General features: G+C 62.8%; 18 protein-coding genes. 13 read left to right on the top strand and 5 right to left on the bottom strand.

Features of this window, described 5'->3' with window-relative positions; translation table 11 throughout:
• The first annotated feature begins 2 nt into the window (after positions 1 to 2).
• From ABFD92_08005 to ABFD92_08020, 4 genes are all read left to right on the top strand, one after another.
• Positions 3 to 1,136: a glycosyltransferase gene (locus ABFD92_08005; GenBank protein ID MEN6504466.1), complete on the top strand. Its 1,134-nt coding sequence runs from the start codon at positions 3 to 5 to the stop codon at positions 1,134 to 1,136.
• Complete coding sequence (locus tag ABFD92_08010) at positions 1,130 to 2,533, top strand: undecaprenyl-phosphate glucose phosphotransferase (GenBank protein ID MEN6504467.1); 1,404 nt, start codon at positions 1,130 to 1,132, stop codon at positions 2,531 to 2,533. The genes ABFD92_08005 and ABFD92_08010 overlap by 7 nt, the downstream gene beginning before the upstream one ends.
• A gap of 854 nt (positions 2,534 to 3,387) precedes the next feature.
• Entirely contained in the window at positions 3,388 to 4,950 is a 1,563-nt protein-coding gene (locus ABFD92_08015; GenBank protein MEN6504468.1) for a DNA methyltransferase, read from the top strand.
• 160 nt (positions 4,951 to 5,110) lie between these two features.
• Positions 5,111 to 5,320, top strand: coding sequence for a hypothetical protein (locus tag ABFD92_08020; protein MEN6504469.1), 210 nt, complete (start codon positions 5,111 to 5,113; stop codon positions 5,318 to 5,320).
• Between the two features lie 26 nt (positions 5,321 to 5,346).
• Here the strand turns inward: ABFD92_08020 and ABFD92_08025 are convergent, their stop codons facing one another.
• Positions 5,347 to 5,802: a hypothetical protein gene (locus tag ABFD92_08025; GenBank protein ID MEN6504470.1), complete on the bottom strand. Its 456-nt coding sequence runs from the start codon at positions 5,800 to 5,802 to the stop codon at positions 5,347 to 5,349.
• Positions 5,799 to 6,599, bottom strand: coding sequence for a site-specific DNA-methyltransferase (locus tag ABFD92_08030; GenBank protein ID MEN6504471.1), 801 nt, complete (start codon positions 6,597 to 6,599; stop codon positions 5,799 to 5,801). Before ABFD92_08030 ends, ABFD92_08025 begins: the two co-directional genes overlap by 4 nt.
• Positions 6,600 to 7,836: 1,237 nt before the next feature.
• On the opposite strand from ABFD92_08030, the gene ABFD92_08035 reads away from it, so the two are divergent.
• The 5 genes from ABFD92_08035 to ABFD92_08055 all read left to right on the top strand — a co-directional run bounded on the left by ABFD92_08035 (position 7,837) and on the right by ABFD92_08055 (position 13,098).
• The gene (locus ABFD92_08035; GenBank protein MEN6504472.1) at positions 7,837 to 8,814 is read left to right on the top strand and encodes a CBASS cGAMP-activated phospholipase; all 978 of its coding nucleotides are present in this window, start codon (positions 7,837 to 7,839) and stop codon (positions 8,812 to 8,814) included.
• Positions 8,815 to 8,974: 160 nt separating this feature from the next.
• A complete protein-coding gene (locus tag ABFD92_08040) occupies positions 8,975 to 9,976 on the top strand; it encodes a Gfo/Idh/MocA family oxidoreductase (GenBank protein MEN6504473.1) in 1,002 nt (333 codons plus the stop codon).
• A 41-nt stretch (positions 9,977 to 10,017) separates the two neighbouring features.
• Entirely contained in the window at positions 10,018 to 10,689 is a 672-nt protein-coding gene (locus tag ABFD92_08045; protein MEN6504474.1) for an acyltransferase, read from the top strand.
• Positions 10,690 to 10,706: 17 nt separating this feature from the next.
• Positions 10,707 to 11,810 carry a DegT/DnrJ/EryC1/StrS family aminotransferase gene (locus ABFD92_08050; GenBank protein MEN6504475.1) on the top strand — a complete coding sequence of 368 codons (1,104 nt, stop codon included), beginning with the start codon at positions 10,707 to 10,709 and terminating at the stop codon, positions 11,808 to 11,810.
• A gap of 157 nt (positions 11,811 to 11,967) precedes the next feature.
• Positions 11,968 to 13,098, top strand: a complete 1,131-nt coding sequence (locus ABFD92_08055; protein ID MEN6504476.1) for a glucuronosyltransferase — start codon at positions 11,968 to 11,970, stop codon at positions 13,096 to 13,098.
• Positions 13,099 to 13,281: 183 nt separating this feature from the next.
• Here the strand turns inward: ABFD92_08055 and ABFD92_08060 are convergent, their stop codons facing one another.
• The 3 genes from ABFD92_08060 to ABFD92_08070 are packed head-to-tail and all read right to left on the bottom strand — an operon-like array spanning position 13,282 to position 17,515.
• The gene (locus tag ABFD92_08060) at positions 13,282 to 14,346 is read right to left on the bottom strand and encodes a glycosyltransferase family 1 protein (GenBank protein ID MEN6504477.1); all 1,065 of its coding nucleotides are present in this window, start codon (positions 14,344 to 14,346) and stop codon (positions 13,282 to 13,284) included.
• On the bottom strand, positions 14,346 to 16,277 hold the full coding sequence (asnB, locus tag ABFD92_08065; protein ID MEN6504478.1) for an asparagine synthase (glutamine-hydrolyzing): 1,932 nt from the start codon (positions 16,275 to 16,277) through the stop codon (positions 14,346 to 14,348). The genes ABFD92_08060 and asnB overlap by 1 nt, the downstream gene beginning before the upstream one ends.
• 8 nt (positions 16,278 to 16,285) lie before the next feature.
• Entirely contained in the window at positions 16,286 to 17,515 is a 1,230-nt protein-coding gene (locus ABFD92_08070; GenBank protein MEN6504479.1) for a glycosyltransferase family 4 protein, read from the bottom strand.
• 122 nt (positions 17,516 to 17,637) lie between these two features.
• On the opposite strand from ABFD92_08070, the gene ABFD92_08075 reads away from it, so the two are divergent.
• From ABFD92_08075 to ABFD92_08090, 4 genes are read left to right on the top strand one after another with little or no spacing between them, the layout of a single operon-like run.
• Positions 17,638 to 18,378: a hypothetical protein gene (locus tag ABFD92_08075; protein MEN6504480.1), complete on the top strand. Its 741-nt coding sequence runs from the start codon at positions 17,638 to 17,640 to the stop codon at positions 18,376 to 18,378.
• On the top strand, positions 18,375 to 19,160 hold the full coding sequence (locus ABFD92_08080; GenBank protein ID MEN6504481.1) for a methionyl-tRNA formyltransferase: 786 nt from the start codon (positions 18,375 to 18,377) through the stop codon (positions 19,158 to 19,160). The genes ABFD92_08075 and ABFD92_08080 overlap by 4 nt, the downstream gene beginning before the upstream one ends.
• Positions 19,157 to 19,870 carry a WbqC family protein gene (locus ABFD92_08085; protein ID MEN6504482.1) on the top strand — a complete coding sequence of 238 codons (714 nt, stop codon included), beginning with the start codon at positions 19,157 to 19,159 and terminating at the stop codon, positions 19,868 to 19,870. Before ABFD92_08080 ends, ABFD92_08085 begins: the two co-directional genes overlap by 4 nt.
• The gene (locus ABFD92_08090; protein ID MEN6504483.1) at positions 19,867 to 20,877 is read left to right on the top strand and encodes a methyltransferase domain-containing protein; all 1,011 of its coding nucleotides are present in this window, start codon (positions 19,867 to 19,869) and stop codon (positions 20,875 to 20,877) included. Before ABFD92_08085 ends, ABFD92_08090 begins: the two co-directional genes overlap by 4 nt.
• The last annotated feature ends 1 nt before the right edge of the window (position 20,878 follow it).

Consider the following 20,878-nt stretch of genomic DNA (forward strand, 5'->3'; position numbering starts at 1 on the left):
CCATGCGCGTGGCACTGGTCCATGACTGGCTGACGGGAATGCGCGGGGGCGAGAAGGTCCTGCAGGCGCTGGGCGACATTTTCCCCTCGGCCGATCTCTTCACCCTCCTGCACGCCAAAGGTTCCTGCCAGGAGCTGGTCCGCAACCGCCGGGTCGTCACCAGCTTCCTCGACGCCTTGCCGGGCGTCGCGCGATACTACCGCTATCTGCTCCCGCTGATGCCCCTGGCGGCCGAGCGGTTGGACCTGCGCGGCTATGACGTGATCGTCTCTTCCAGCCACTGCGTGGCCAAGGGCGTCAAGGTCCCCTCCGACGCGCTGCACATCTGCTACTGCCACACGCCGATGCGGTACCTGTGGTCCCAGAGCGGCCAGTACGCCCGGCGACTGGGCTGGCTCAGCCGCACGGCGATGGCGGCCTTTCGTCGCTATCTCCAGGACTGGGACGTTCGCAGCGCCGCGCGGGTGGATCTGTTCCTGGCCAACTCGCACAACGTGGCGCGGCGGATCGAGCGCGTGTACGGCCGACCTTCAACCGTGGTCTGGCCGGGCGTCGACACCGAATACTTCTGCCCCGGTCCCCAGCCGCGCGAGGATTTCTATCTTGTCTTGTCGGCGCTGGCTCCGTACAAGTGTGTCGACCAGGCGGTGGAAGCGTTCGGGCGGTTGCAGCGGCCGCTTCGGGTGATCGGGTCGGGGCAAATGCTTAAAGCGCTGCGGCGAAGTTCACCTTCGAACATTCAGTGGCTGGGTTGGCAGAGCCAGGAGTCGGTGCGGGAGCATCTGCGCCGCTGCCGGGCGCTGATCTTTCCGACGGAAGAAGATTTTGGTATCGTGCCGGTAGAAGCGATGGCCTGCGGAACGCCGGTGATCGCTTACCAGGGCGGCGGAGCGCTGGAGACGGTGCTGGACGCCCCGACCGACGACGGGTGCGGCCCGACCGGATTGCTGTACCCCTCGCACGACGCCCAGGGGTTGATCGGCGCCGTCGAGCGGTTTGAGCAGACCAGTTCGGTATTCCGCCCCGAGCGGCTGGTGGCGTGGGCGGACCGGTTCAGCATGAAGCGGTTTCGCCAGCGGTTCGTGGCCGCCATCGAACCGGAACTGGAACGAAGGAACATCAAGGGCCTGTGCTGAAAAGATATTCCAACTTCATCCTGCCCTTTCTGGGCGTGGCGGATATCGCCGCGACGGCGGCCGCCTGGGCCGGGGCGTACCTGATCCGCATCGCCAGCGGGCGCTGGGGGCTGACCTCGTACGATCCGCCGACTCTGGACGAGCTTCTGCCCTACGCGCTGCTGACGATGGTGCTGTGCCCGCTGATATACGGCCGCATGGGGTTGTACGGGCCCAAGCGGACGGCGAGCCTGCTTCGGGAGTTGACGGGGGTGGCGCGGGCGGTGGTGCTGGTGTGGCTGCTGACGTGGATGGTGATCGCCCTGACGCGAACGGCGACGCTGTCGCGGATCACGATGCTGTCGCTGCTGGTGGTGTGGCTGCTGCTGGCGTTCGGGACTCGCAGCCTGGCGCAGTGGGCGCTGCACTATCTTCGCTCGCACGGGGCGAACCTGCGGCGTGCGGCCATCGTGGGCGCGGGGCGACTGGGCCAGAAGCTGCATCATGCCCTGAATCAGAATGCGTGGACGGGGATCCGCGTCGAGTACTTCGTGGACGACAACGTCCAGCCCGGCCGCAAGATCAGCGGGGTGACGGTTCGCGGGCCGATCGACAACGTCGAGGCCATTCTGGACGAGCACCCGGTGGACATCGTCTTCGCGGCGCTGCCCGGTTCGAGCCAGAATCGCCTCGAGGAAGTCATCGACGTGCTCTCGACCACCCACGTGGACCTTCGCGTGGTGCCCAGCCTGCTGGGCGTCCAGCTCCTGCGCCACCAGGCGTCGCAACTGGACGACCTGACCATCATCTCGCTGACGCACAGTTCCCAGCAGGGGTGGAACAGCCTGCTGAAATGGGCGCTGGACTTCGCCGTTTCGCTCGTCGCCCTGACCATCCTGGCCGTGCCGATGCTCCTGATCGCCCTGCTGGTCAAGTGTACCAGCAAAGGCCCGATCCTCTACCGCCAGATCCGCACCAGCATCGGCGACCAGCCCTTTGCGATGCTGAAGTTCCGGACCATGGTCGTCCACACCGACGGCGACGCCGGCCCTAACTGGACCGCCAAGAACGACGCCCGCGTCACACCGCTGGGAAGGCTGCTTCGAAAGACCAGCCTGGACGAACTGCCCCAGTTGATCAACGTGCTCAAGGGCGACATGTCGCTGGTGGGCCCGCGCCCGGAGCGCCCCGAGCTGATCGAGCGATTCCGCAGGCAGGTGCCCCACTACATGCTGCGACACCAGGTCCGGGCCGGAATCACCGGCTGGGCGCAGGTCCACGGCCTGCGCGGGCAGACCTCGCTGCGCAAGAGAATCCAGTACGACCTGTTCTATATCCGCAACTGGTCCTTGGCGCTGGACCTCTGGATCATGGTGCTGACGCCCATCCGCGGCATGGTCAACGCCAACGCCTACTGACGAGCGGGAGTCGCGGCGGCACCTCCCAGAAGCCGGGGAATCTGCGACACAGAGACGCAGAGAAAACAGAGAAAAGCAACTGTACTAAAGAGGAAGACCGAATAACCCTTTCCCGCGTCTGTTTTCTCTGCGCCTCTGTGTCGCAAAGTCTTTGCCAGCCCAAAGCGGTACGGGCCACACCACAATTCCACTTCCTTGCTCTTTGTTGTACTTTTCACAGCGGTTTCGAGGGAACCTGCCCCATCCCCTCTCTCCGGCCAGAAGACGGGGAATCTGCGACACAGAGGCGCAGAGAAAACAGAGAAAAGCAACTGTACTAAAGAGGAAGACTTAAGAAGCCTTTTCCGCGTCTGTTTTCTCTGCGCCTCTGTGTCGCAAGGTCTTTGCCAGCCCAAAGCGGTACGGCCCACACCACAATTCCACTTCCTTGCTCTTTGTTGTACTTTTCACAGCACTTTGCGGGAACACCGCCGGACCGCTTCCCCGAGAAACCAGTACGGTCTATACCACAATTCCACTTCCTTGCACTTTGTTGTACTTTTCACAGCGGTTTCGCGGGAACCGCCTCTGGATTGTGGTATTCGTGGACCCGCATAGTAGACGTTCTGCTCTGCTCTGAAATGAGCCTCGAAGAGGCTCCAGAATTTAGCTGGACGCGTAAGCCTCCGGAGAACGGTCTTCCTTATCTTCCCGCCTCGCAGAGGCGGAAGGTTTTTGACCCTCAACCGCCACGGCGTCTGAAACCTGCCGCCTCTGCGAGGCGGGTTCTAATGGTTTCAGTTTTAGATGCGATTGCCCTGATATCCTCTGCCCTCCCTCTTGCCATCGCCCGCGCGAGGGCGTAGTTTATCAGCATGGCCAGAAAAGCAAATCAAGGGGCAGCCGCGCAGGAGACCACGCCGGCTCAAACGCTCGCGACCCCGCAGGCGGCGCAGGCGGCGAAAAAACCTTCCAGCCTCGTCGACACGCGGGTGATCTACTGCGGCGACAATCTCGATCAGTTGCGCAAGCTCCCCGACCAGTGCGTGGACCTGATCTACATCGACCCGCCCTTCAACTCCAACCGCAACTACGAAGTCTTCTGGGGTGAAACCAAGGAAAAGCGGGCCTTCGACGATCGACACGCAAGCACGGCCGCCTACATCGACTTCATGCGCCCCCGCTGCGTGGAACTGGCCCGAGTCCTCAAGAAGACCGGCTCGTTCTACTACCACTGCGACTGGCACGCCTCCCATTACGTCAAAGTCATGCTCGATCAGATCTTGGGGGAGAATAACTTCGTCAATGAGATCATCTGGAAGCGCCAGTCGTCCCATAACGACTCAAAGCAGGGAAGCAAGCATTATGGGCGGCTACATGATTCGATCTTCTTTTACACCGGCGGCTCGGATGATTACGTTTGGAACCAACTCTACGAACCGTACGCAGACGACTATATTGAGACCTTCTACTCCAATGTGGAGCCAGAAACCGGACGGCGCTTCCAGTACGGTGATTTGACAGCCCCGGGCGGCGCTTCTAAGGGGAACCCGCATTACGAGTTCTTGGGCGTCACGCGGTATTGGCGGTACTGCCAAGAGAAGATGGAGGAACTGCATCGGGCAGGCAAGATCGAGTTTCGTCCTAAGGGCAAAGTGCCGCGACTGAAACGATATCTTGATGAAGCCAAAGGGATGCCCGTTCAATCTGTCTGGACCGATATTCGTCCCCTCAGCAATTTCGGCAGGGAAGCACTGGGCTATCCAACGCAGAAACCCGTCGGCTTGCTTGAACGAATTATCAAGACGAGCAGCAACCCCAACGACATCGTGCTGGACGCCTTTTGCGGGTGCGGGACGGCGTTGGTGGCGGCCGAGACTTTGGGGCGGCAGTGGATCGGGATCGACATTTCGCCCACGGCCTGTCGCGTGATGGCCAAGCGCCTGCGCGACGTCTGCCGCGTGAAGGAAGACGAGAAGCTCTGGCAGATCGGGCGCGGGTTTGTCGTGCGCGACCTGCCCTGGAGCCAGGAGCAGCTCCGCAAGCTGCCGCCCTTTGAGTTCGAAAACTGGGCCGTCATCGCCCTGGGCGGCATCCCCAACAAGGCCCAGGTGGGCGACATGGGCATCGACGGCCGCATCTACCCCGTCTCGGCCATGCCCGAGAAGAGCGGTCCCTCAGCCGGACAACTGGACTTCATGGACGCGTGGTATCCCATCCAGGTCAAGCAGAAGGACAAGACCGGCCGCGCCGACATCGACGCCTTCGAGACGGCCATGAACCGCGCCAACCGCACCAAGGGCTTCTTCGTCTCGTTCGACTTCACCACCGACGCCCTGACCGAAATCCAGCGCTACTTCACGGCCGAGCACAAAGTAATCGTCGCCCTGACGGTGCAGGAGATTCTGGAAGAACAGATTGCAAGGAAGTTGGTGTAAGGACTTACAGAGGACACGGCCGTGCGACTGCAACTTGCGCCACGTGCTAGTGAGCATGATTTTGAGTGCTTGTGCGTGAGTATCTTCCGCAAATACTGGCGTTCCCTTAGCATTCAGCGCTACGGGCAGAGCGGCCAAACACAACATGGGGTGGATTTCTGTGGATATGGTGCTGATGGCGCGCTCTACGGCGGCCAAGCTCGATCCTGCGCCCATGTTCGTCGCCCTTATGAAGAAAGGGTTTCTGGAAAGCGATGGACCCCTTAGGCTTTTATCGCCGCAGTCGCGCCCGATTTGGTCGAGCAACCCCATTCTGCTCAAGATCGGCAACATGGTCTTTTCTGACCATCTGATCAGAGAGACAATATAACGCGGTTCCCGCGGCTCAGATTCGCCTTAATACCACCCGAAGTTTCTACCGTGCGAACCTGCTAGCGTCCGATGCCGCTCATCCACGGCAGTTGCTCGGGCCAAATGCCCGTCATAGTCCGGGCTGTCGATCTCCACTAACTGAAGATCATAGATCGGATTGGCCCCTCCGTCACGTTTAGTAAATACCGCCGCATAATTGGAGCGTCGTTGTATCTGCCCTTCGACAACCGGGAAGACCCCCGCATGAATTTCAGGAACGGCCTCAGAAAGTTCTATCCTCCACATTGCATTGTCTGGTCGATAGATGGCCCGAAATGAAGCCAGTACCCCGTTCGACAGCCTCATGTCGAGATAGCTGGTGACTCCTCCAGCAAGTCCAAAAAATGGAACTATATTTTGGACCAATTCAAGTTCGGTTTGCTGGTGGCCGACCATAGTCCCGCAGTCGATCAATACCGTGTTTGCATTTTGTATGTTCATATCGCTGATCTTAACTGTTCGTCGGGAACAATGCAAGCAAGTCTTTGCTGTGCAATCTCTAGCAGATCCACAGGGTCCCTCCGGAACTGCTCGACATATTCGTTCTTCTCTATCCCGATGAACCTACGACCTTCAGCCTTGGCCGCAACAAGAAAACTGCCGCTTCCAAAGGCATTGTCTAACACGATATCATTGGGATTAGTGAAAGTTCTAACAAGATATCGCCCAAGCGCCACCGGTTTTTGTGTTGGCTGGTATACTGGCCCTTCAGACTCGGCCGTCTTGAAATAGACAACGTCTGTAGGATAGCGTTTCCCTTCGCTGGCCACCAGGACCGGAGAAAACTCACCATAGCTTCCAGTAAACTGCGCTTTGCGCACGCCTTTTGAGTAGGCCTCGCCGGCCGAAAACTGCGGGTTATACGTTGGCGGCTTTTTATAAAAAACACAAATATCTTCATGCTTTCGTAGCGGTTGTTTCTTCGCGTTAAGGAAGTTTGTGGGTTTGGATTTCTCCCAGACAATCTTGTACCGGAACAATCTGGTATTGCTGACGATTAGTTTTGCTGTAAACACTCCTTGGGCCGTTAAGCAAATTACCCCATTGGGTTTTATTATGCGTTCATATTCGGCCCAAAGATCGTCCAAGGGGATCACAGAGTCCCATGGATTCTGCGTAGTTCCATATGGCAGGTCACAAAGTATCATGTCTATCGACTGGCTGGGTAGAGTCGGCATGACCTTGAGGCAGTCGCCTTCGATAACCCGTGATTCCTCCAGACGGGAAGTTTTATCCATTATCCTTCTCTCCTTCGTAGCACTTGGCGTGTTTTGGCTAAAAGTACCTGCCTAGCCCATGAGGATGCATCAAGAGATAACGCTGCCGCAGCAGTTACAATCTTCTTGTGCTCTTTCCTCAAGAGACGCACCTGGAATAGTTTATTCCGAAGATCCTGATCGCGTTTTTTTGGTCTTGCCATAGCTGCGTCCGAAAATCTCTTTTCGGCACTTTTTGCCTGATTACTGTAGTGTTAATAAAATGTTTATAACATTACACATATCTCGAGGAGTGGTTCATCTTCGATTGCGCACTCGGCGGAAATAGCGGTAAAGCCCTGGCCGTGGCGGCCGACAGCGCCCTACCGGACAGCGGAGAATTACCAACAGCTTCGGACGGAAGGGATTCGCCCGGCGATTCCGCATCAGCACAAAAAGGGACCCAAGGACAAGTTCGGGCGGGACTGCTTCCGGTACGATGTCCATCAGGACTGTTACATCTGCCCTGCCGGGCAGAAGCTCTCTCGCAGGGCCAAGACAGGCAATGGCTATCATGTTGTTCTATCCCCCCGCCACTGCAATGCTGACCGTCCATTTCTTTTCTTGCCGCGAAGATTTGTTGCATCAGCGGTGAGCCACAACACGGGATGGCGTGAAACAACCACGCCATCCCGAGCCGACTGCGTCGGAGGTCCCCCCCCGGGTGGGGAAGAAACAAGATAAGCCCCAAGGGCAGCGGGATGAGGCCGCCGGCGTCGTGGGCAGGGGCCAAACGGAGGCTCATGGGGGGCCGGCTTGGGGCCTGGGGTCCTACGGCGATGGCGGCTGGCGAAACTGCTCACCGGCCTGGACCGGCAGAAGATGCCTTTGGTTGCGGCCAGAGGCCGCGCCGGGTTCTCTGTGGCAAAGTTGTTGCTGCTATGTGCTGCCGGAAAGTTTGGGCCATTCGGCACAGATACCTTAATTCGCTCATCGAAATCATAATTTGCTTTTCCTGAGTTCTTCGCTCTGATGCACACGAAGTGACTCGCCGCATTGACACTTCCGACGTTGGGTGATATAGTGCCTTGGCCACGGTGGGGATTCTTTAGCGGTCTACGGATCTACGGGGAAGTCGCTGGGTCGGGTCAGTGGACTCGTCAGGAAACTCGATGCCGTCCCGGGTCGGACATTGCGCCGCGAGTCTGGAAGCCCGGCGCGAAAGACCGGCGTGGGTCGGCAGCGTGGTAATCGGGGAGGAGTCTAGCGGAGAATACACATGAGCAAGATCTTCCGAATCCTGGCGATAGACGGCGGCGGCCTGCGGGGCGTATATGCCGTGCATTTGTTGAAACGCATTGAGGAGGAGTTGGGCCCGGTATGGGACAAGGCCTTCGACCTGATCGTCGGGACCAGTACCGGATCCATGATCGCCGGCGGCTTGGCCTGCGGGATCACCGCAACGCGGGGTGAGCAGATCTTTCTGGAAGAGGGAAAACGCATCTTCCGAAAGCGATGGTTCACCCTGATGGGATTGATCGCAAGCCGATACCGGAACTGCGAACTTAAGCGCGTGCTGGAGGACACCCTGGGCGATCGCAAGCTCGCGGACGTCAAGACCCCTCTGATGATCCCCGCGACGGACATCGGCAACGGGTGCGTCCACATGTTCAGATCGGCGTACCACGCGGATTTCGCCGGGACCAAGGATCTGCGCGTCGTGGATGCCATCATGGCCTCCTGTGCGGCCCCGACGTATTTCGACCCTCACCTCGTCGGCGAGTATCTGTTGGCCGATGGAGGCCTTTGGGCCAATGATCCGTCGCTGGCGGCCACCCTCGAGGCCCGGCAGCATTTTGGAGTCGAACTGGAAGATGTGAGGGTGCTTTCCATCGGCACCGGATCCGGCCGGCGATTCTACTCGCAGGCCACGCGGTGGAGGCACAAGGTACTGGGATGGGGGCTGGCCACGCGTTGGGAGGCCGGCAAGTGCATCAACATGATTCTGAACCTTCAGGTTGAGAAGTCCCAGCACATGCTGGGGGTCCTGCTGAAACCCGAGCAACTACTGCGGTTCTCGTTCACGTCCGATATGCCTTTGGCTATTGATGATGTTCGGGAGATTCCCAACCTGATTTCAAAGGCGGACTACGATTTCGAGCACGGTTTCCCGAGGATCCGGGACTTTCTGATCCTGGCTTCGAAAGAGATATCCCCCCAGAAGCCAGCCGCACAAGCCTGCGGACCCGCTGCCTGACTTGAAGACGATATGGGCAAGTGCCCATGCTACTTCTGAGCATTACGGAAAAGAATTGCCCATCCCTTGCAAAGGGCCCGTCGTTGCTCAATAATGCCCCCTGACCGGACCGGGGACGGGTGGGCGGTTTCGGCTGTTTGCCAAGGCAAAGGAGTTCGCCGTGATCAGAGTGGCCGTCATAGGCGCCGGGAACTGGGGCAAGAATCTCGTCCGCACGTTCAACGCCACGCCCGGGGCGGAGCTGCGGTACGTCGTCGATGTCAACGAAAAGACGCTCAAGACCCTCGGGGCACTCTATCCCCGGGCGACCATGACCGCCGACCTCAACCAGGTCCTCCAGGACAAGGATATCGACGCCTGCGTGGTAGCCGTCGACGCCCCCCGCCACCACGCGGTCGCCAAGGCCTGCCTCCAGGCCGGCAAGCATACGTATGTGGAAAAACCGCTGGCCCTCAACGGCCGGGAAGCCACCGAGCTGGTCGACCTGGCCACGGCCAACGGGCGGCACCTCATGGTCGGGCACCTGCTGGAGTACCACCCGGCCGTCAATTACATGAAGGACATGATCGCCCAGGAGTCGGTCGGGCAGCCGCTCTACCTCTACTTCCACCGCGTGAACCTGGGCGTGGTTCGCACGCAGGAGAACGCGTGGTGGTCGCTGGCCCCGCACGACATTTCGGTGGCGTGCTATCTCTTCGGCGCCCAGCCCGTCAGCGTCACGGCTACGGGGCAGTCGTTTCTTCAGCCGGGCATCGAGGACGTGGTTTTCGCGACGCTGCGGTTCGCCGACGGCAAGCTGGCGCACATTCACGTGTCATGGCTGGACCCGCACAAGATCCGCAAAGTCACGCTGGTGGGGTCGCAGAAGATGGTCGTCTTCGACGACATGGACGCCTCGCAGAAGATCTGGATTCACGACAAGGGCGCCGTCGTCAAGAGCGTCGAGAGCTACGTCGAGGCCATCACCCTGCGCACCGGCGACATCCTGATCCCCCGGATCTCCTCGCAGGAACCGCTGATGCTGGAATGCCAGCACTTCATCGAGAGCATCACCAAGAACACGACCCCCCGCAGCGACGGACAGGACGGGCTGAGAGTCGTCCGCGTTCTGGAAGCGGGCAGCCGCAGCCTCCAGGAAGGCGGAAAACCGGTTACCATATAAGGCTTATTCGCCGGCCCGGCCGGGCGGCGGAAGGAGATATCATGGCGCAGCAGGACACGCCCTATTTCGTGCATCCGACGAGTTTCGTCGACGCCGGCGCACAGATCGGCGAAGGGACCAAGATCTGGCACTTCAGCCACGTCTACGCCAAGGCGAAGATCGGCAAGAAGTGCATCTTCGGGCAGAACGTGTCGATCGCCGACGGAGTCGAGATCGGCAACAACGTCAAGGTGCAGAACAACGTGTCGATCTACACCGGCACGGTGATCGAAGACGACGTGTTCCTGGGCCCCAGTTGCGTGCTGACCAACGTGACGAACCCGCGCTCGCAGGTGGTTCGCCACAGCCTGTATGAAACGACGCTCCTGCGCCGCGGCGCCACGGTGGGCGCCAACGCGACCATCGTCTGCGGGACGGTGCTGGGGCGGTATTGCTTCGTGGCCGCCGGCGCGGTCGTGGCCAAAAACGCCCCCGACTACGCCCTGATGATGGGCGTGCCCGCACGCCAGGCCGGCTGGGTCAGCCGCCACGGTCACCGCCTGGGCGCCCCCGACGCCTCGGGCGTCATGCGCTGCCCCGAGAGCGGCTTTCGCTACAAAGAGGTCTCGCCCGGCGTCCTGCGATGCCTGGACCTGGACGAAGAAGCCCCCCTGCCCGCCAATTTGGCCGTAGGCACAAAATCCTACGACGAGTTCAAGAACGCCATCGCCTGAAAGGAACGGAAACCCAAATGAAAGTCCCGCTGCTCGATCTCAAGGCCCAGTACGCCCCCATTCGCGAACAGGTCCTCAAGGCCATCACCGAGGTGGTCGATTCCTGCCAGTTCATCAACGGTCCCCAGGTCAAGCAGTTGGAGGACGCCGTCGCCAAGTATTGCGGTTGCGCCGCGGCTGTCGGCGTCTCCAGCGGCACCGACGCCCTGCTCTGCGCGATGATGGCGCTGGGCCTGGGCGAGGGCGACGAGATCATCACGACGCCCTACACATTCTTCGCCACCGCCGGCTGCATCGCCCGCACCGGGGCCAAGCCGGTCTTCGTCGACATCGAGCCCGACACGTTCAACATCGACGCGACGAAGATCGAAGCGGCGATCACTCCAAAGACCAAGGCGATTCTGCCGGTCCACCTGTTCGGTCAGATGGCCGACATGGACCCGATCATGGCCATCGCCGCCAAGCACGGCCTGCTCGTGATCGAAGACGCCGCCCAGTCGATCGGTTCGCTGTATAAAGGCCGCCCCGCCGGCAGCATCGGCACGGTGGGCTGCTTCAGCTTCTTCCCCTCCAAGAACCTGGGCACCCTGGGCGACGGCGGGATGATCGTGACGCAGTCGGCCGAGCTGGGCGAGCGCCTGGCGGTCTTCCGCAACCACGGGTCCAAGCCCAAGTACTACCACAAGTTCGTCGGCGGCAACTTCCGCCTCGATACGGTCCACGCCGCGGCGCTGCTGGTCAAGCTGCCGCACCTGGAGAAATGGTCGCAGATGCGCCGGGCCAACGCGGCGCGGTATACGTCCAACTTTGCCGGCTTTGCGCCGGTGCGCACGCCGGTCATCCGCGACTGGAACACCAGCATTTTCAACCAGTACATCATCACCGTGCCGCGGCGCGACGAGCTGCAGGCGTTCCTGAAGCAGAACGACATCGGCACCGAGGTCTACTACCCCGTCAGCATGCACGAGCAGGAATGCTTCGCCTCTCTGGGCTGCCGCAAGGGCGACTTCCCCAACAGCGAAAAGGCCGAGGCGTCCACGCTGGCCCTGCCGATCTACTCCGAACTCGCCGGCGAGCAGATCGACTTCGTCGCCGGGAAGATCAAGGAGTTTCTGTCCTGACGACTAACGCCTCAGTTATGGGCTGTGTCGCGGGCGTCCCGCCCGCGCGTGGCGAGGCCGTCTCGGCCTCGCTGCCCAACCGCCGCAGGCGAGACGCCTGCGGTACTCGCGGGCAAGATGCCCGCGACACGCATGTAACTGAGGCATTGCCCTGACAATGTCTGATACGAAGAAGGTCCTCCTGGTCACAGGGCACTATCTGCTGTCCAAGCGGCGGGCTGGATTCCATGCCTTGGCCGAGGCGTTCTGGCAAAAGGGCTGGCAGGTGCTGTTCTTTACCGGAGCCCTGAGCCGCCTGTCCCGCCTGAGGCGCGACTATCGCCTGCAGTACCCGGTGCTGGCCGAGGCCAATCGCATCCGCCCGGTCAAGGACCGGATGGACAGCTTCGTCTGGTACACGCCCTGGCATCCGGCGTCGGTCCGCATGCGGTGGCTCGAGCGCCTCACGTACCGATGGTTCGCCCGGTACGGCCGCCAGGACATCGGCCCCAGCCGGGCGTTCGTCGAAGAGGCCGACCTGATCATCTTCGAGAGCACCCCGGCGCTGCTGCTGACAGAGGCCTTCAAGGAGATCAACCCGCGGGCGCGCTACGTCTACCGCGTCTCGGACGACATGCGACTGCTGGGCAACCACCGCGTGGTCCTGGACGCCCAGGACCGCCTGGCCGGCACGTTCGATTTGATCAGCGTCCCCAGCGAACCGCTGCTGGAGAAGTTCCGGCAGTACCCCCAGACGCGGCTGCACCTGCACGGCATCAACAAGGATGTCTTCGACGCCCCGCACGAGAACCCGTACGACCCGGCGTGGGAGGCCAACTGCCTGTTCGTGGGCGCCAGCCGCCTGGATTACGCGGTGCTGGCCGCGGCGGCGGGTCAATTCAAGCGGTGGGCGTTCCACGTCATCGGGCCTTTCAGGAATCTGCCCCGCGCCGCCAACATCATCGCCCACGGCGAGATGGAGTTTCTCAAGACCGTGCCGTACATCCGCCACGCGGACATCGGCCTGCACACGCTCGCGCACGTTCCGGGCGCGGAGTGTTTCACCAACAGCCTCAAGGTCATGCAGTACTGCTACTGCCGCCTGCCCATCGTCGCGCCGGAGTTCCTCCGCACCCCGCGCCGCAACATGTTCTACTATCGCCCCGGCGACGCCGAATCGATCGCCCACGCCCTGCGCCAGGCCCGAGCGTTCGATCGGGCGGCCTACACCCGCGACGACATCCTGTCATGGACAGACCTGGCGAGCCTGTTGGCCGGCGAAACGACGTCCGCCGCCACACCGCGCTAACCCGAAAACGGCATGCACCGCAGAGACCGCAGAGACCGCAGAGAAGCAACCGGCTCAAAAACAGTACGCCGCAGTGTCGTCAGTTGAAAAGAACACACAATCCACGAAAGCGCCCCGCACTGTGCTGTATTTTTCTTGAAATGCCTCTGCGATCTCCGCGATCTCCGCGGTGAAACATCCGGGTTAGAGCCGCGGCTGGTCGCATACCTGGCGGTAGAGCGATGCGACCTGCCGGGCGGTGTTGCCCCAGGTGTATTTCGCCGCCTGCGCCAGGCCCTTGGCCGCCAGTTCCCTGGCCACATCGTCGCGCAGGGTTTGCTTGACCGCCTCGGCCAGCGCCGCCGGGTCCGACACGTCGACCTGCAAGGCGGCCTGTCCGCACACTTCGTCCAGCGACGAGCCTCGCCCGCACACCACCGGGCATCCGCACGCCATCGCCTCGAGCACCGGAAGGCCGAAGCCCTCGTAGGCGCTTGGAAACAGCAGGCACCGCGCCCCCGCGTATAACAGCCGCAGATGTTCGTCATCCACATACCCGCACTGGATGATGTCCCCGCCGTCGTCGCTGCGCTGCCCGACGGACACAAGCTTGAGCCCGGGATACTCCGCGGCCAGCCGCTCAAAACACTGCCTTGCCGCCTTGAAGCCCTTGTAGGGCTTGCGGTCGCCCATGCAGATGATGTACGCGTCGAGCCCCAGCGACTTGCTGGCCGCGGCGATCTGGTCGGCGGCGACCGGCCTGAAAGCCTCCGACACGCCGTTGGGAATCACCGTAATTTTGCCCGCAGCCTGGGGGAGCATTTCCGCAAGATCGCGCCGCGTCGATTCGCTGGGGCAGATGATCGCCCCGGCCATGCCGGCGGCACGCTTGAGCATTCTTGAGGCGATGAAGACCTTGCCCCGGCCGAACATCTGGGGGAACTTGAAGTGGATCAGGTCATGCACCGTGACGACAAACGGCGTGGGCGGCCGCACCGGAACGTTGTAGTGCGGGAAGTGCCAAAGATCCGCCGGCCCCAGGCTACGAAAGAACCCCCCGCCCCACCACTGCTCGCGCAGCGAATAGAGGGCCGCGTCATAAGGGGCGACCTGTCCGGCCGATCGGGCTTCGTCCGCCGCGCCGGCCATCACCAGGCGCAGCCCCGCATCGACGCGCGGCAGGTGCGTGCAGAGTTCCTTGACGTAGCGCCCGATGCCGGTCCGCCCCCAGAGGCGCGCGTCGATCACGATGGTTTGCGGGCAAGTCATCACTCGGGAAATTCCACGTCAAATTGTTCCGCCCAGGCGATCAGGTTCACGCACCGCCACATGCAGTGATCATAATCGCTCTGGCCGCGGCTCATCCGGCTGAACATGTCCATCATCGCTTCGTGCCTCAGGGCCGGTACGGCGCGGGCTCGCGGCGAGGTCAACACCTGCTGGTACCAGCCGCCCAGCCCCTGCAGCCATTCCAGACCCGGCGTGGCAAATCCGATCTTGTCTTTGCGGTCGAGGATGACATTGGGCACTGTCCCGCGCATGGCCGCACGGAAGACGCGCTTGCCGGGGTAATCGCGGGAGACAAGGTATTCCTCGGGCAGCGAGAACACGAACTCGACCAGCGCCGGCGTGAGGAAGGGGACGCGGCTTTCGATCGAATACGCCATCGAGTTGTGGTCTTCGTATCGCAGCAGTTGCGGCAGGCTGTTGTCGAAGATGGACTGATTGAGCGTCTGTCGCAGAACGTCGGGCCCCTTGACGCGCCAGATCGGCTCGCCGGCGACGCCATGGCGGGCGAACCAGCGTGCGTCGATCCATCGCGGCAGCAGACCTTTGCCGCCCAGGCGGCGCCCGATTTTCTGCAACGCCGTCGGCGCCAGCAATCCGCCGGCGTGCAGCAGCATGCCCAGGCCGCTCTGGCCGCCCAGGCGCGACGCCCCGCGCCAGAAGTGCAGCGCGGGTCCCAGCCGCATCTGTCGCAGCAGCGAAGCGAGGCGGCAGGAAAGATACGGCACGTAGCCGGCCAGCATCTCATCGGCCCCTTGGCCGTCGAGCATCACCTTCATGCCCGCCTCGTGCGCTCGGCGGAAGACGCGAAACTGCGCATAGATGCTCGGGCTTCCGAACGGCTCGTCCTGCGCCGCCAGCAGCGCGCCCAGATCCGAGAGCAGGTCCCGCGGCGAAAGGGCGATCTTGTGCGACTGCGCCGCGGCCCCGGCGGTGATCACGTCGACGTACCGCTCTTCGCTCAGGGCGTTGTCGGCCACGTAGCTGAAGGTCGACAGGTCGCTCTGGGGCCCCAGGCCTGCGCGTGCGAGCATGGTGATGGCCGAGGAGTCCAGCCCACCCGACAGCGCCACGCCCAGCGGCACGTCGCTGCGCAGGTGCATCGTGACGCTCTGGGAAAACAGCTCGCCAAGCCGCCGGGCGGCTTCGTCGAAGGACAGATCGGTGGTGCGGCTGAGATCCAGCCGCCAGTACCGCACGGGGCTCAGCCGCGCCGGCGCGTCCAGCGACACCTTGACGTAATGCGACGACGGCAGAGCGTAGATGCCCTCGAAGAAGGTCTCCTCGCCGCTGTCGCTGAGGCCGAACCGCAGGTACTTGTAGACCCGCGCGGCGTTGGCTCGCCGCGGCAGAGCGGGCAGTTGCAGCAGCGCCTTGATCTCGGAGGCGAAGGCCAGCCCGCCCCGCCAGAACGTGTAGTAGAGCGGTTTGATCCCGAAGAAATCCCGCGCCAGCACCAGCGTGCGCTCGGCGGCGTCCCAGATGCCAAAGGCGAACATCCCCACCAGGCGGGTCAGGCAGCCCTCGCGCCACTGGCTGTATGCCGCCAGCAGAACTTCCGTGTCGCACTCGGAACGGAACCGGTGCCCGGCTTCTTCCAGCTCGCGGCGCAGGGCCCGGTAGTTGTAGATCATCCCGTTGTAGACGATGGTGTAGCGTCCGTCGGGCGAGGACATCGGCTGCGCGCCGGCCTCGGAGGGGTCGATGACGGACAACCGGCGGTGGACCATCGCCACGGAGGGTTCGCGAAGATCTGTCGCGCTGCGGGAGATAACGGAGGCGCCTCGCCCGTTCCATCCGAAGAACCCTTCGCCGTCGGGCCCGCGATGCGCCAGGCAGCGGCCGATCGCCGTCAGCAGCTCGGCGTCGATGCCGCCCTGTCCGCCCGCCAATATTCCGGCAATACCGCACATAGACGCTCTCAGACCCCCAGTTCCTGGTAGACCTTCAGCAACGCCTGCCGCTGGCGCACCCAGGAATACTTCTCCTGGGCCGCTTGCATACTGGCGGCCGTGAACTCGCCCTTCTGCCGCCGGCTCAGGCAATCTTCAACCGCCGAGGCGATCTGCCGCGCCGAGCCCATCGGGTACACCTCGCCGATGCCCTGGTCCTTGACGATCTTGCGAAGCTCCGGAAGATCGCTGGCACAAACGGGAACCCCCGCCGCGATGAACTCAAAGAGCTTGTTGGGAGTGCAGAAGCGATTATTCAGGATGCCGTCGTCCGTATACGGAATGATCCCCATGTCCGCCAGGCGCGTGAACCCCAGCAGCCGCGTCTGGCTGACCGGCGGGGCGAAGAAGACGTTGGCGATGCCCTTGCGGGCGCAGGCGGCCTTGAGCGACCTTGCCAACTCGCCTTCCCCCAGCATCAACAGGCGAACGTCGGTGCCCAACTCGGCGAAAGCGGCCACGAGGTTCTCCAGGTTCCGCTCCGGGCCGATGTTGCCTTGGTACAGCACGTTGAGCCCGCCCTTCGGAACTGCGAAGTGCCCCAGGAATTCCTCCCCCGTCACAGCCGCGGGGGGACCGGCCGCCTCATGGCTGTTGTAGACGACGGCCGGCATGGCGATGGCGTAGAACTCGACCATTTGCCGGGCGATGGAGTCGTTGACGGTGATGACGCGGTCGGTCTGGCCGATCAGCGACGTCTCGACGCCTTTCCAGTATTCCTGAAAAGCTTTGTCCTTCACCTGGTACGGCCACAACTCGTGAGAGTCGTAGATGATCTTCGCGCCGGGCGCTATCTCGCGTTTGAGCTGCACGGCGGCAGGCAGGGTGTCCAGGTCGTGGCAATGGATGACGTCGTACGCGGCCGTCGGGCACCGCCGCACCAGCACCTCGGCGGCGCCGGCCCGCTTCCACCCGCCACTGGCCCGGTAGAGCCTCTTCTGGACCTGGTAAAACCACGGCCAGGCCTTCAAGAGCGTCTTGCCCTTCTCGACGAACCGTCGCCGCCAGCCCAGCCCCTGCAGGTCTTGCGAACTGCACAGAACCAACTCCACGCGGCCGTCCAGCAGGCCCTGTTCCACCGCCGCCGGTACGCTCACCAGCGTGACGCTCCTGCCCGAGTCGGCCAGGGCGTTGGCCTCGGCGACGATGCGGCGGTCGATCCGGGTCGCATGGGCGGAGAGCATCAAGATGTTGGACATGTCGTCATCCTGTTCACAGAAAGGCGATTATACGCCTCTGCCTGGCCGCTAACAATACGCTCCCGCCCGAACCGGCGGAAAGCGCGTGATTCACAGGCCTCAAATCGCTAGAATCGGCCACGATGCCGATGTTCAGTCTCAAAACCTATGAGCACCTGATCCGCTCGCTGGGGGCGACCGCTCGGCCGTTCGTCACGTTCGCTCGTGGCTCGGCCGGCCTGGCGCTGCGGCTGGACGTCGACTACGACCTGGCGTTGGCCGCCGCCGTGGCGGCGATCAACCAGCGCCTGGGCGTTAGAGGCACGTTCTTCATCCAGGTCTCATCGGCCGTGTACAACGCCTGCAGCCCCGCCGACCGCCAGGCCATCGCTCAGATCGGCGAGGCCGGCCAGTTCATCGGTCTGCACCACGACGCCCGCGGCACGGTTTTGGACAGCGACCAGCTCCAGCGCGAGTACGACGTGCTCGAACGCCTGACCCCGCAGGTGCAGCGGGTCGTGGCGTGGCACAATCCGCCAGCCGACACCGCGTCGCTCGATGCCGCCGCCGAGAAGGCGGGCTTCCTCAGCACCTACTGTCCGGAGTTTTTCGGACCCGACCGCTACGTCTCCGACAGCAACTGCCGGCACCGCGCCGAGCAGATCGCCGCCTTCGCCGGCGCCTGCCGCGCCCCACTGGTGCAGGTGCTGCTCCATCCAGTGATCTGGAGTTTCGACGCCGACGGGATGGAAGACGTCCTTGCGGCCCTGTTTGGCGCCAAGGTAAACCAGCTCGGCAGGGACTTCATGCAGAATCGCCTGTGGACCAACGCGCTGTGCCAACGGGCCCTGCGCATGCTGGACGCCGAGGTTCGCAAGGCATGAGCCAGTCGCGCTCCATCGTCCTGTTCGCCGACGAAGTCGGAATACCGCTGGCGCTGGCGTCGGCCGGCGCCGGCGCGATCGCCTGCGTCGTGGTCGACCCCAAACGCGCCACTGCCGTGGCCGCGGCCGAGCAGGCCTGCCGACCATTGGCGATCCCCGTCCTGGCCCACCCTTCACCGCAAGGGCGCCGGGAATTCGAGGCCGCCGTCGGCGACCTGTCTGCCTCACTGGGCCTGGTGGTTTCGTACAATCGGATTCTCTGGCCGGACCTGCTTGGGCTGTTCCCCCGCGGCGTGGTGAACCTCCACGGCAGCCGCCTGCCGCAATATCGCGGCGCCAACGTCCTGCAGTGGGCCATTATCAACGGCGAGACGCAGACCGCCATGACGATGCATTACGTCGACCAAGGCGTCGACACCGGGGCGATCATCGCCCAGCGCGACGTCCCGATCGCCCACGCCGACACCGCCCTGGCGGTTCGCGAGAAACTGATGTCGGCCGCCGCAGCGCTGCTTGAGGAATACCTGCCCCGCCTCGTCTGCGGGCGGCTGTCCGCCCACGCCCAGGACGAGGCTTTGGCAAGAGTCTGGCCTCGGCGCCGCCCGCAGGACGGGCGCATCGACTGGTCCTGGAGCGACCGGAAGATCCACGACCTGATCCGGGCGCTGGTGCGGCCTTGGCCTGGAGCGTTCTACCGCGACCGCGCGGGGCAGGACGTCACCATCGACCGTTACATGAGCCTGGGCGAGATTGCGGCGCTGCGCCGCGAGGTGGGGTCATGATTGCCGCCGCCCATCAACCCAACTTCTTCCCCTGGATGGGGTACTTCCGCAAGATCGCCCGGTCGGAGGTGTTCGTCTTCCTGGACGCGGTGCCCTTCGGGTCCAAGGGAACCTGGATCAACCGCGTCAAGATGATGGTCTCGGGCGCCGCCCAGTGGGTCATCTGCCCCGTGGCCAGCGCCCACGAGAAACGCATCTGCGAGATCACCATCGTCGAACCCTCCCCCTGGCGAAAGAAGCTCATCAAGACCCTGGAGATGAACTATGGCAAGGCCGCCTGCTTCAAGGAGGTCATGCCCTGGATCGAACCGATGATTCTGCGCCAGGAAGAAAATCTCTCCCGGTACAACATCCAGAACATCCTGGAGATCTGCCAGCGCCTCGGGCTGCACCGGCGATTCGTGCTGCACTCGGAACTGCCTCCGGGCGAACCTCACGAACTGCTGGGAAGCGAGCGGCTGGCCGCCATCTGTTCGCAACTCGGCGCCGGCGTCTACCTCGCCGGCGACGGGGCCGACGACTACGAGCAGCAGACCGCCTACGACCGAAAGGGCCTGCGCCTGGAGCGTCTGGGCTTTGTGCCCCAGCCGTATCCCCAGGCGGGCGCCGCCGGGTTCGTCGCCGGCCTGTCTGTTCTGGACTGCCTGTTCAACGTGGGCGTCGAGGCAACCGCTTCGATGCTCACACACGACCCTGGAGCCCCACAATGACCCGTTTGGTTTGCCCATCGGACCAGTCGGCCCTGAGCGCGGCCGGCGAGAGCCTGACCTGCCCCTCGTGCGGCCGCAGCTATCCCGTGCGAGAGGGCATCGCTCGCTTCGTCTCGGCGATCGCGGACGATTCACAGAAGCAGGTCGAGGCGGGTTTCGCCTACAAGTGGACGCGCGACGAGTGGGGCTTCGAGCCCAAGCACATCGAGTTGATGCAGGAGTTCTTCTGGACGCGGTTCGGTTTTTCGAGCCATGCCGACGTGGCGGCGTTGTTCGGCGGCAAGACCGTCCTGCACGCGGGGATCGGCTCGGGGCAGTGCGAGCAGCATTATCTTCAGCACTGCCGCGAGGTCTGGGGACTGGATATTTCGCAGAGCGTCGACGCGGCGCAGCGCAACTGGCACAAGCACTACCCTGACCTGGCCGGCAGACTGCACCTGGTGCAGGCCGACCTGATGAGCATGCCGTTTGACGACGGCGCGTTCGACATCGTCTTCAGCGACGGCGTGCTGCACCACACGCCCGACACGCGTGCGGCGCTGGGCGCCATCACCGCCAAGGTGCGCCCCGGCGGGCTGGTGGTGTTCTACGTATACAAAAAGAAGGCGCCCATCCGCGAGTTCGTCGACACGTACCTCCGCGACCGGATATCGGACCTGCCGCCCGAGCAGGCCTGGCAGGCGATGGAACCGCTGACCGCCCTGGCGCGCGACTTGTCCCGCCAGAAACTCCAGATCGCCGTCCCGCAGGACATCCCGCTGCTGGAGCTACAGGCCGGCACTTTCGACCTGCAGCGATGGCTGTATTGGAACGTCATGAAGCTCTATTGGAATGAGCTGCTTGATTTCGACGGCAACAACCACGTAAATTACGACTGGTATTATCCCAAGTACGCTTGGCGACACACGGCCCAGGAGGTTCAGAACTGGCTCGATGAGCTGCGTCTGGAAACCCTGCACCTGCAGGCGGGCGATTCAGGAATCAGCGTCATAGCCAGGAAGGGTTGAG

The organism is Planctomycetaceae bacterium, from assembly GCA_039680605.1.
GTDB lineage: Bacteria > Planctomycetota > Phycisphaerae > SM23-33 > SM23-33 > JAJFUU01.

Excerpts from the sequence above, each read along its gene's own strand:
- ABFD92_08035 (MEN6504472.1), top strand. The coding sequence starts at position 7,837 with ATGAGCAAGATCTTCCGAATCCTGGCGATAGACGGCGGCGGCCTGCGG.
- ABFD92_08055 (MEN6504476.1), top strand. The coding sequence starts at position 11,968 with ATGTCTGATACGAAGAAGGTCCTCCTGGTCACAGGGCACTATCTGCTG.
- ABFD92_08030 (MEN6504471.1), bottom strand. The coding sequence starts at position 6,599 with ATGGATAAAACTTCCCGTCTGGAGGAATCACGGGTTATCGAAGGCGAC.
- ABFD92_08025 (MEN6504470.1), bottom strand. The coding sequence starts at position 5,802 with ATGAACATACAAAATGCAAACACGGTATTGATCGACTGCGGGACTATG.
- ABFD92_08075 (MEN6504480.1), top strand. The coding sequence starts at position 17,638 with ATGCCGATGTTCAGTCTCAAAACCTATGAGCACCTGATCCGCTCGCTG.
- asnB (MEN6504478.1), bottom strand. The coding sequence starts at position 16,277 with ATGTGCGGTATTGCCGGAATATTGGCGGGCGGACAGGGCGGCATCGAC.
- ABFD92_08085 (MEN6504482.1), top strand. The coding sequence starts at position 19,157 with ATGATTGCCGCCGCCCATCAACCCAACTTCTTCCCCTGGATGGGGTAC.
- ABFD92_08050 (MEN6504475.1), top strand. The coding sequence starts at position 10,707 with ATGAAAGTCCCGCTGCTCGATCTCAAGGCCCAGTACGCCCCCATTCGC.
- ABFD92_08060 (MEN6504477.1), bottom strand. The coding sequence starts at position 14,346 with ATGACTTGCCCGCAAACCATCGTGATCGACGCGCGCCTCTGGGGGCGG.
- ABFD92_08070 (MEN6504479.1), bottom strand. The coding sequence starts at position 17,515 with ATGTCCAACATCTTGATGCTCTCCGCCCATGCGACCCGGATCGACCGC.
- ABFD92_08015 (MEN6504468.1), top strand. The coding sequence starts at position 3,388 with ATGGCCAGAAAAGCAAATCAAGGGGCAGCCGCGCAGGAGACCACGCCG.
- ABFD92_08080 (MEN6504481.1), top strand. The coding sequence starts at position 18,375 with ATGAGCCAGTCGCGCTCCATCGTCCTGTTCGCCGACGAAGTCGGAATA.
- ABFD92_08005 (MEN6504466.1), top strand. The coding sequence starts at position 3 with ATGCGCGTGGCACTGGTCCATGACTGGCTGACGGGAATGCGCGGGGGC.
- ABFD92_08090 (MEN6504483.1), top strand. The coding sequence starts at position 19,867 with ATGACCCGTTTGGTTTGCCCATCGGACCAGTCGGCCCTGAGCGCGGCC.
- ABFD92_08045 (MEN6504474.1), top strand. The coding sequence starts at position 10,018 with ATGGCGCAGCAGGACACGCCCTATTTCGTGCATCCGACGAGTTTCGTC.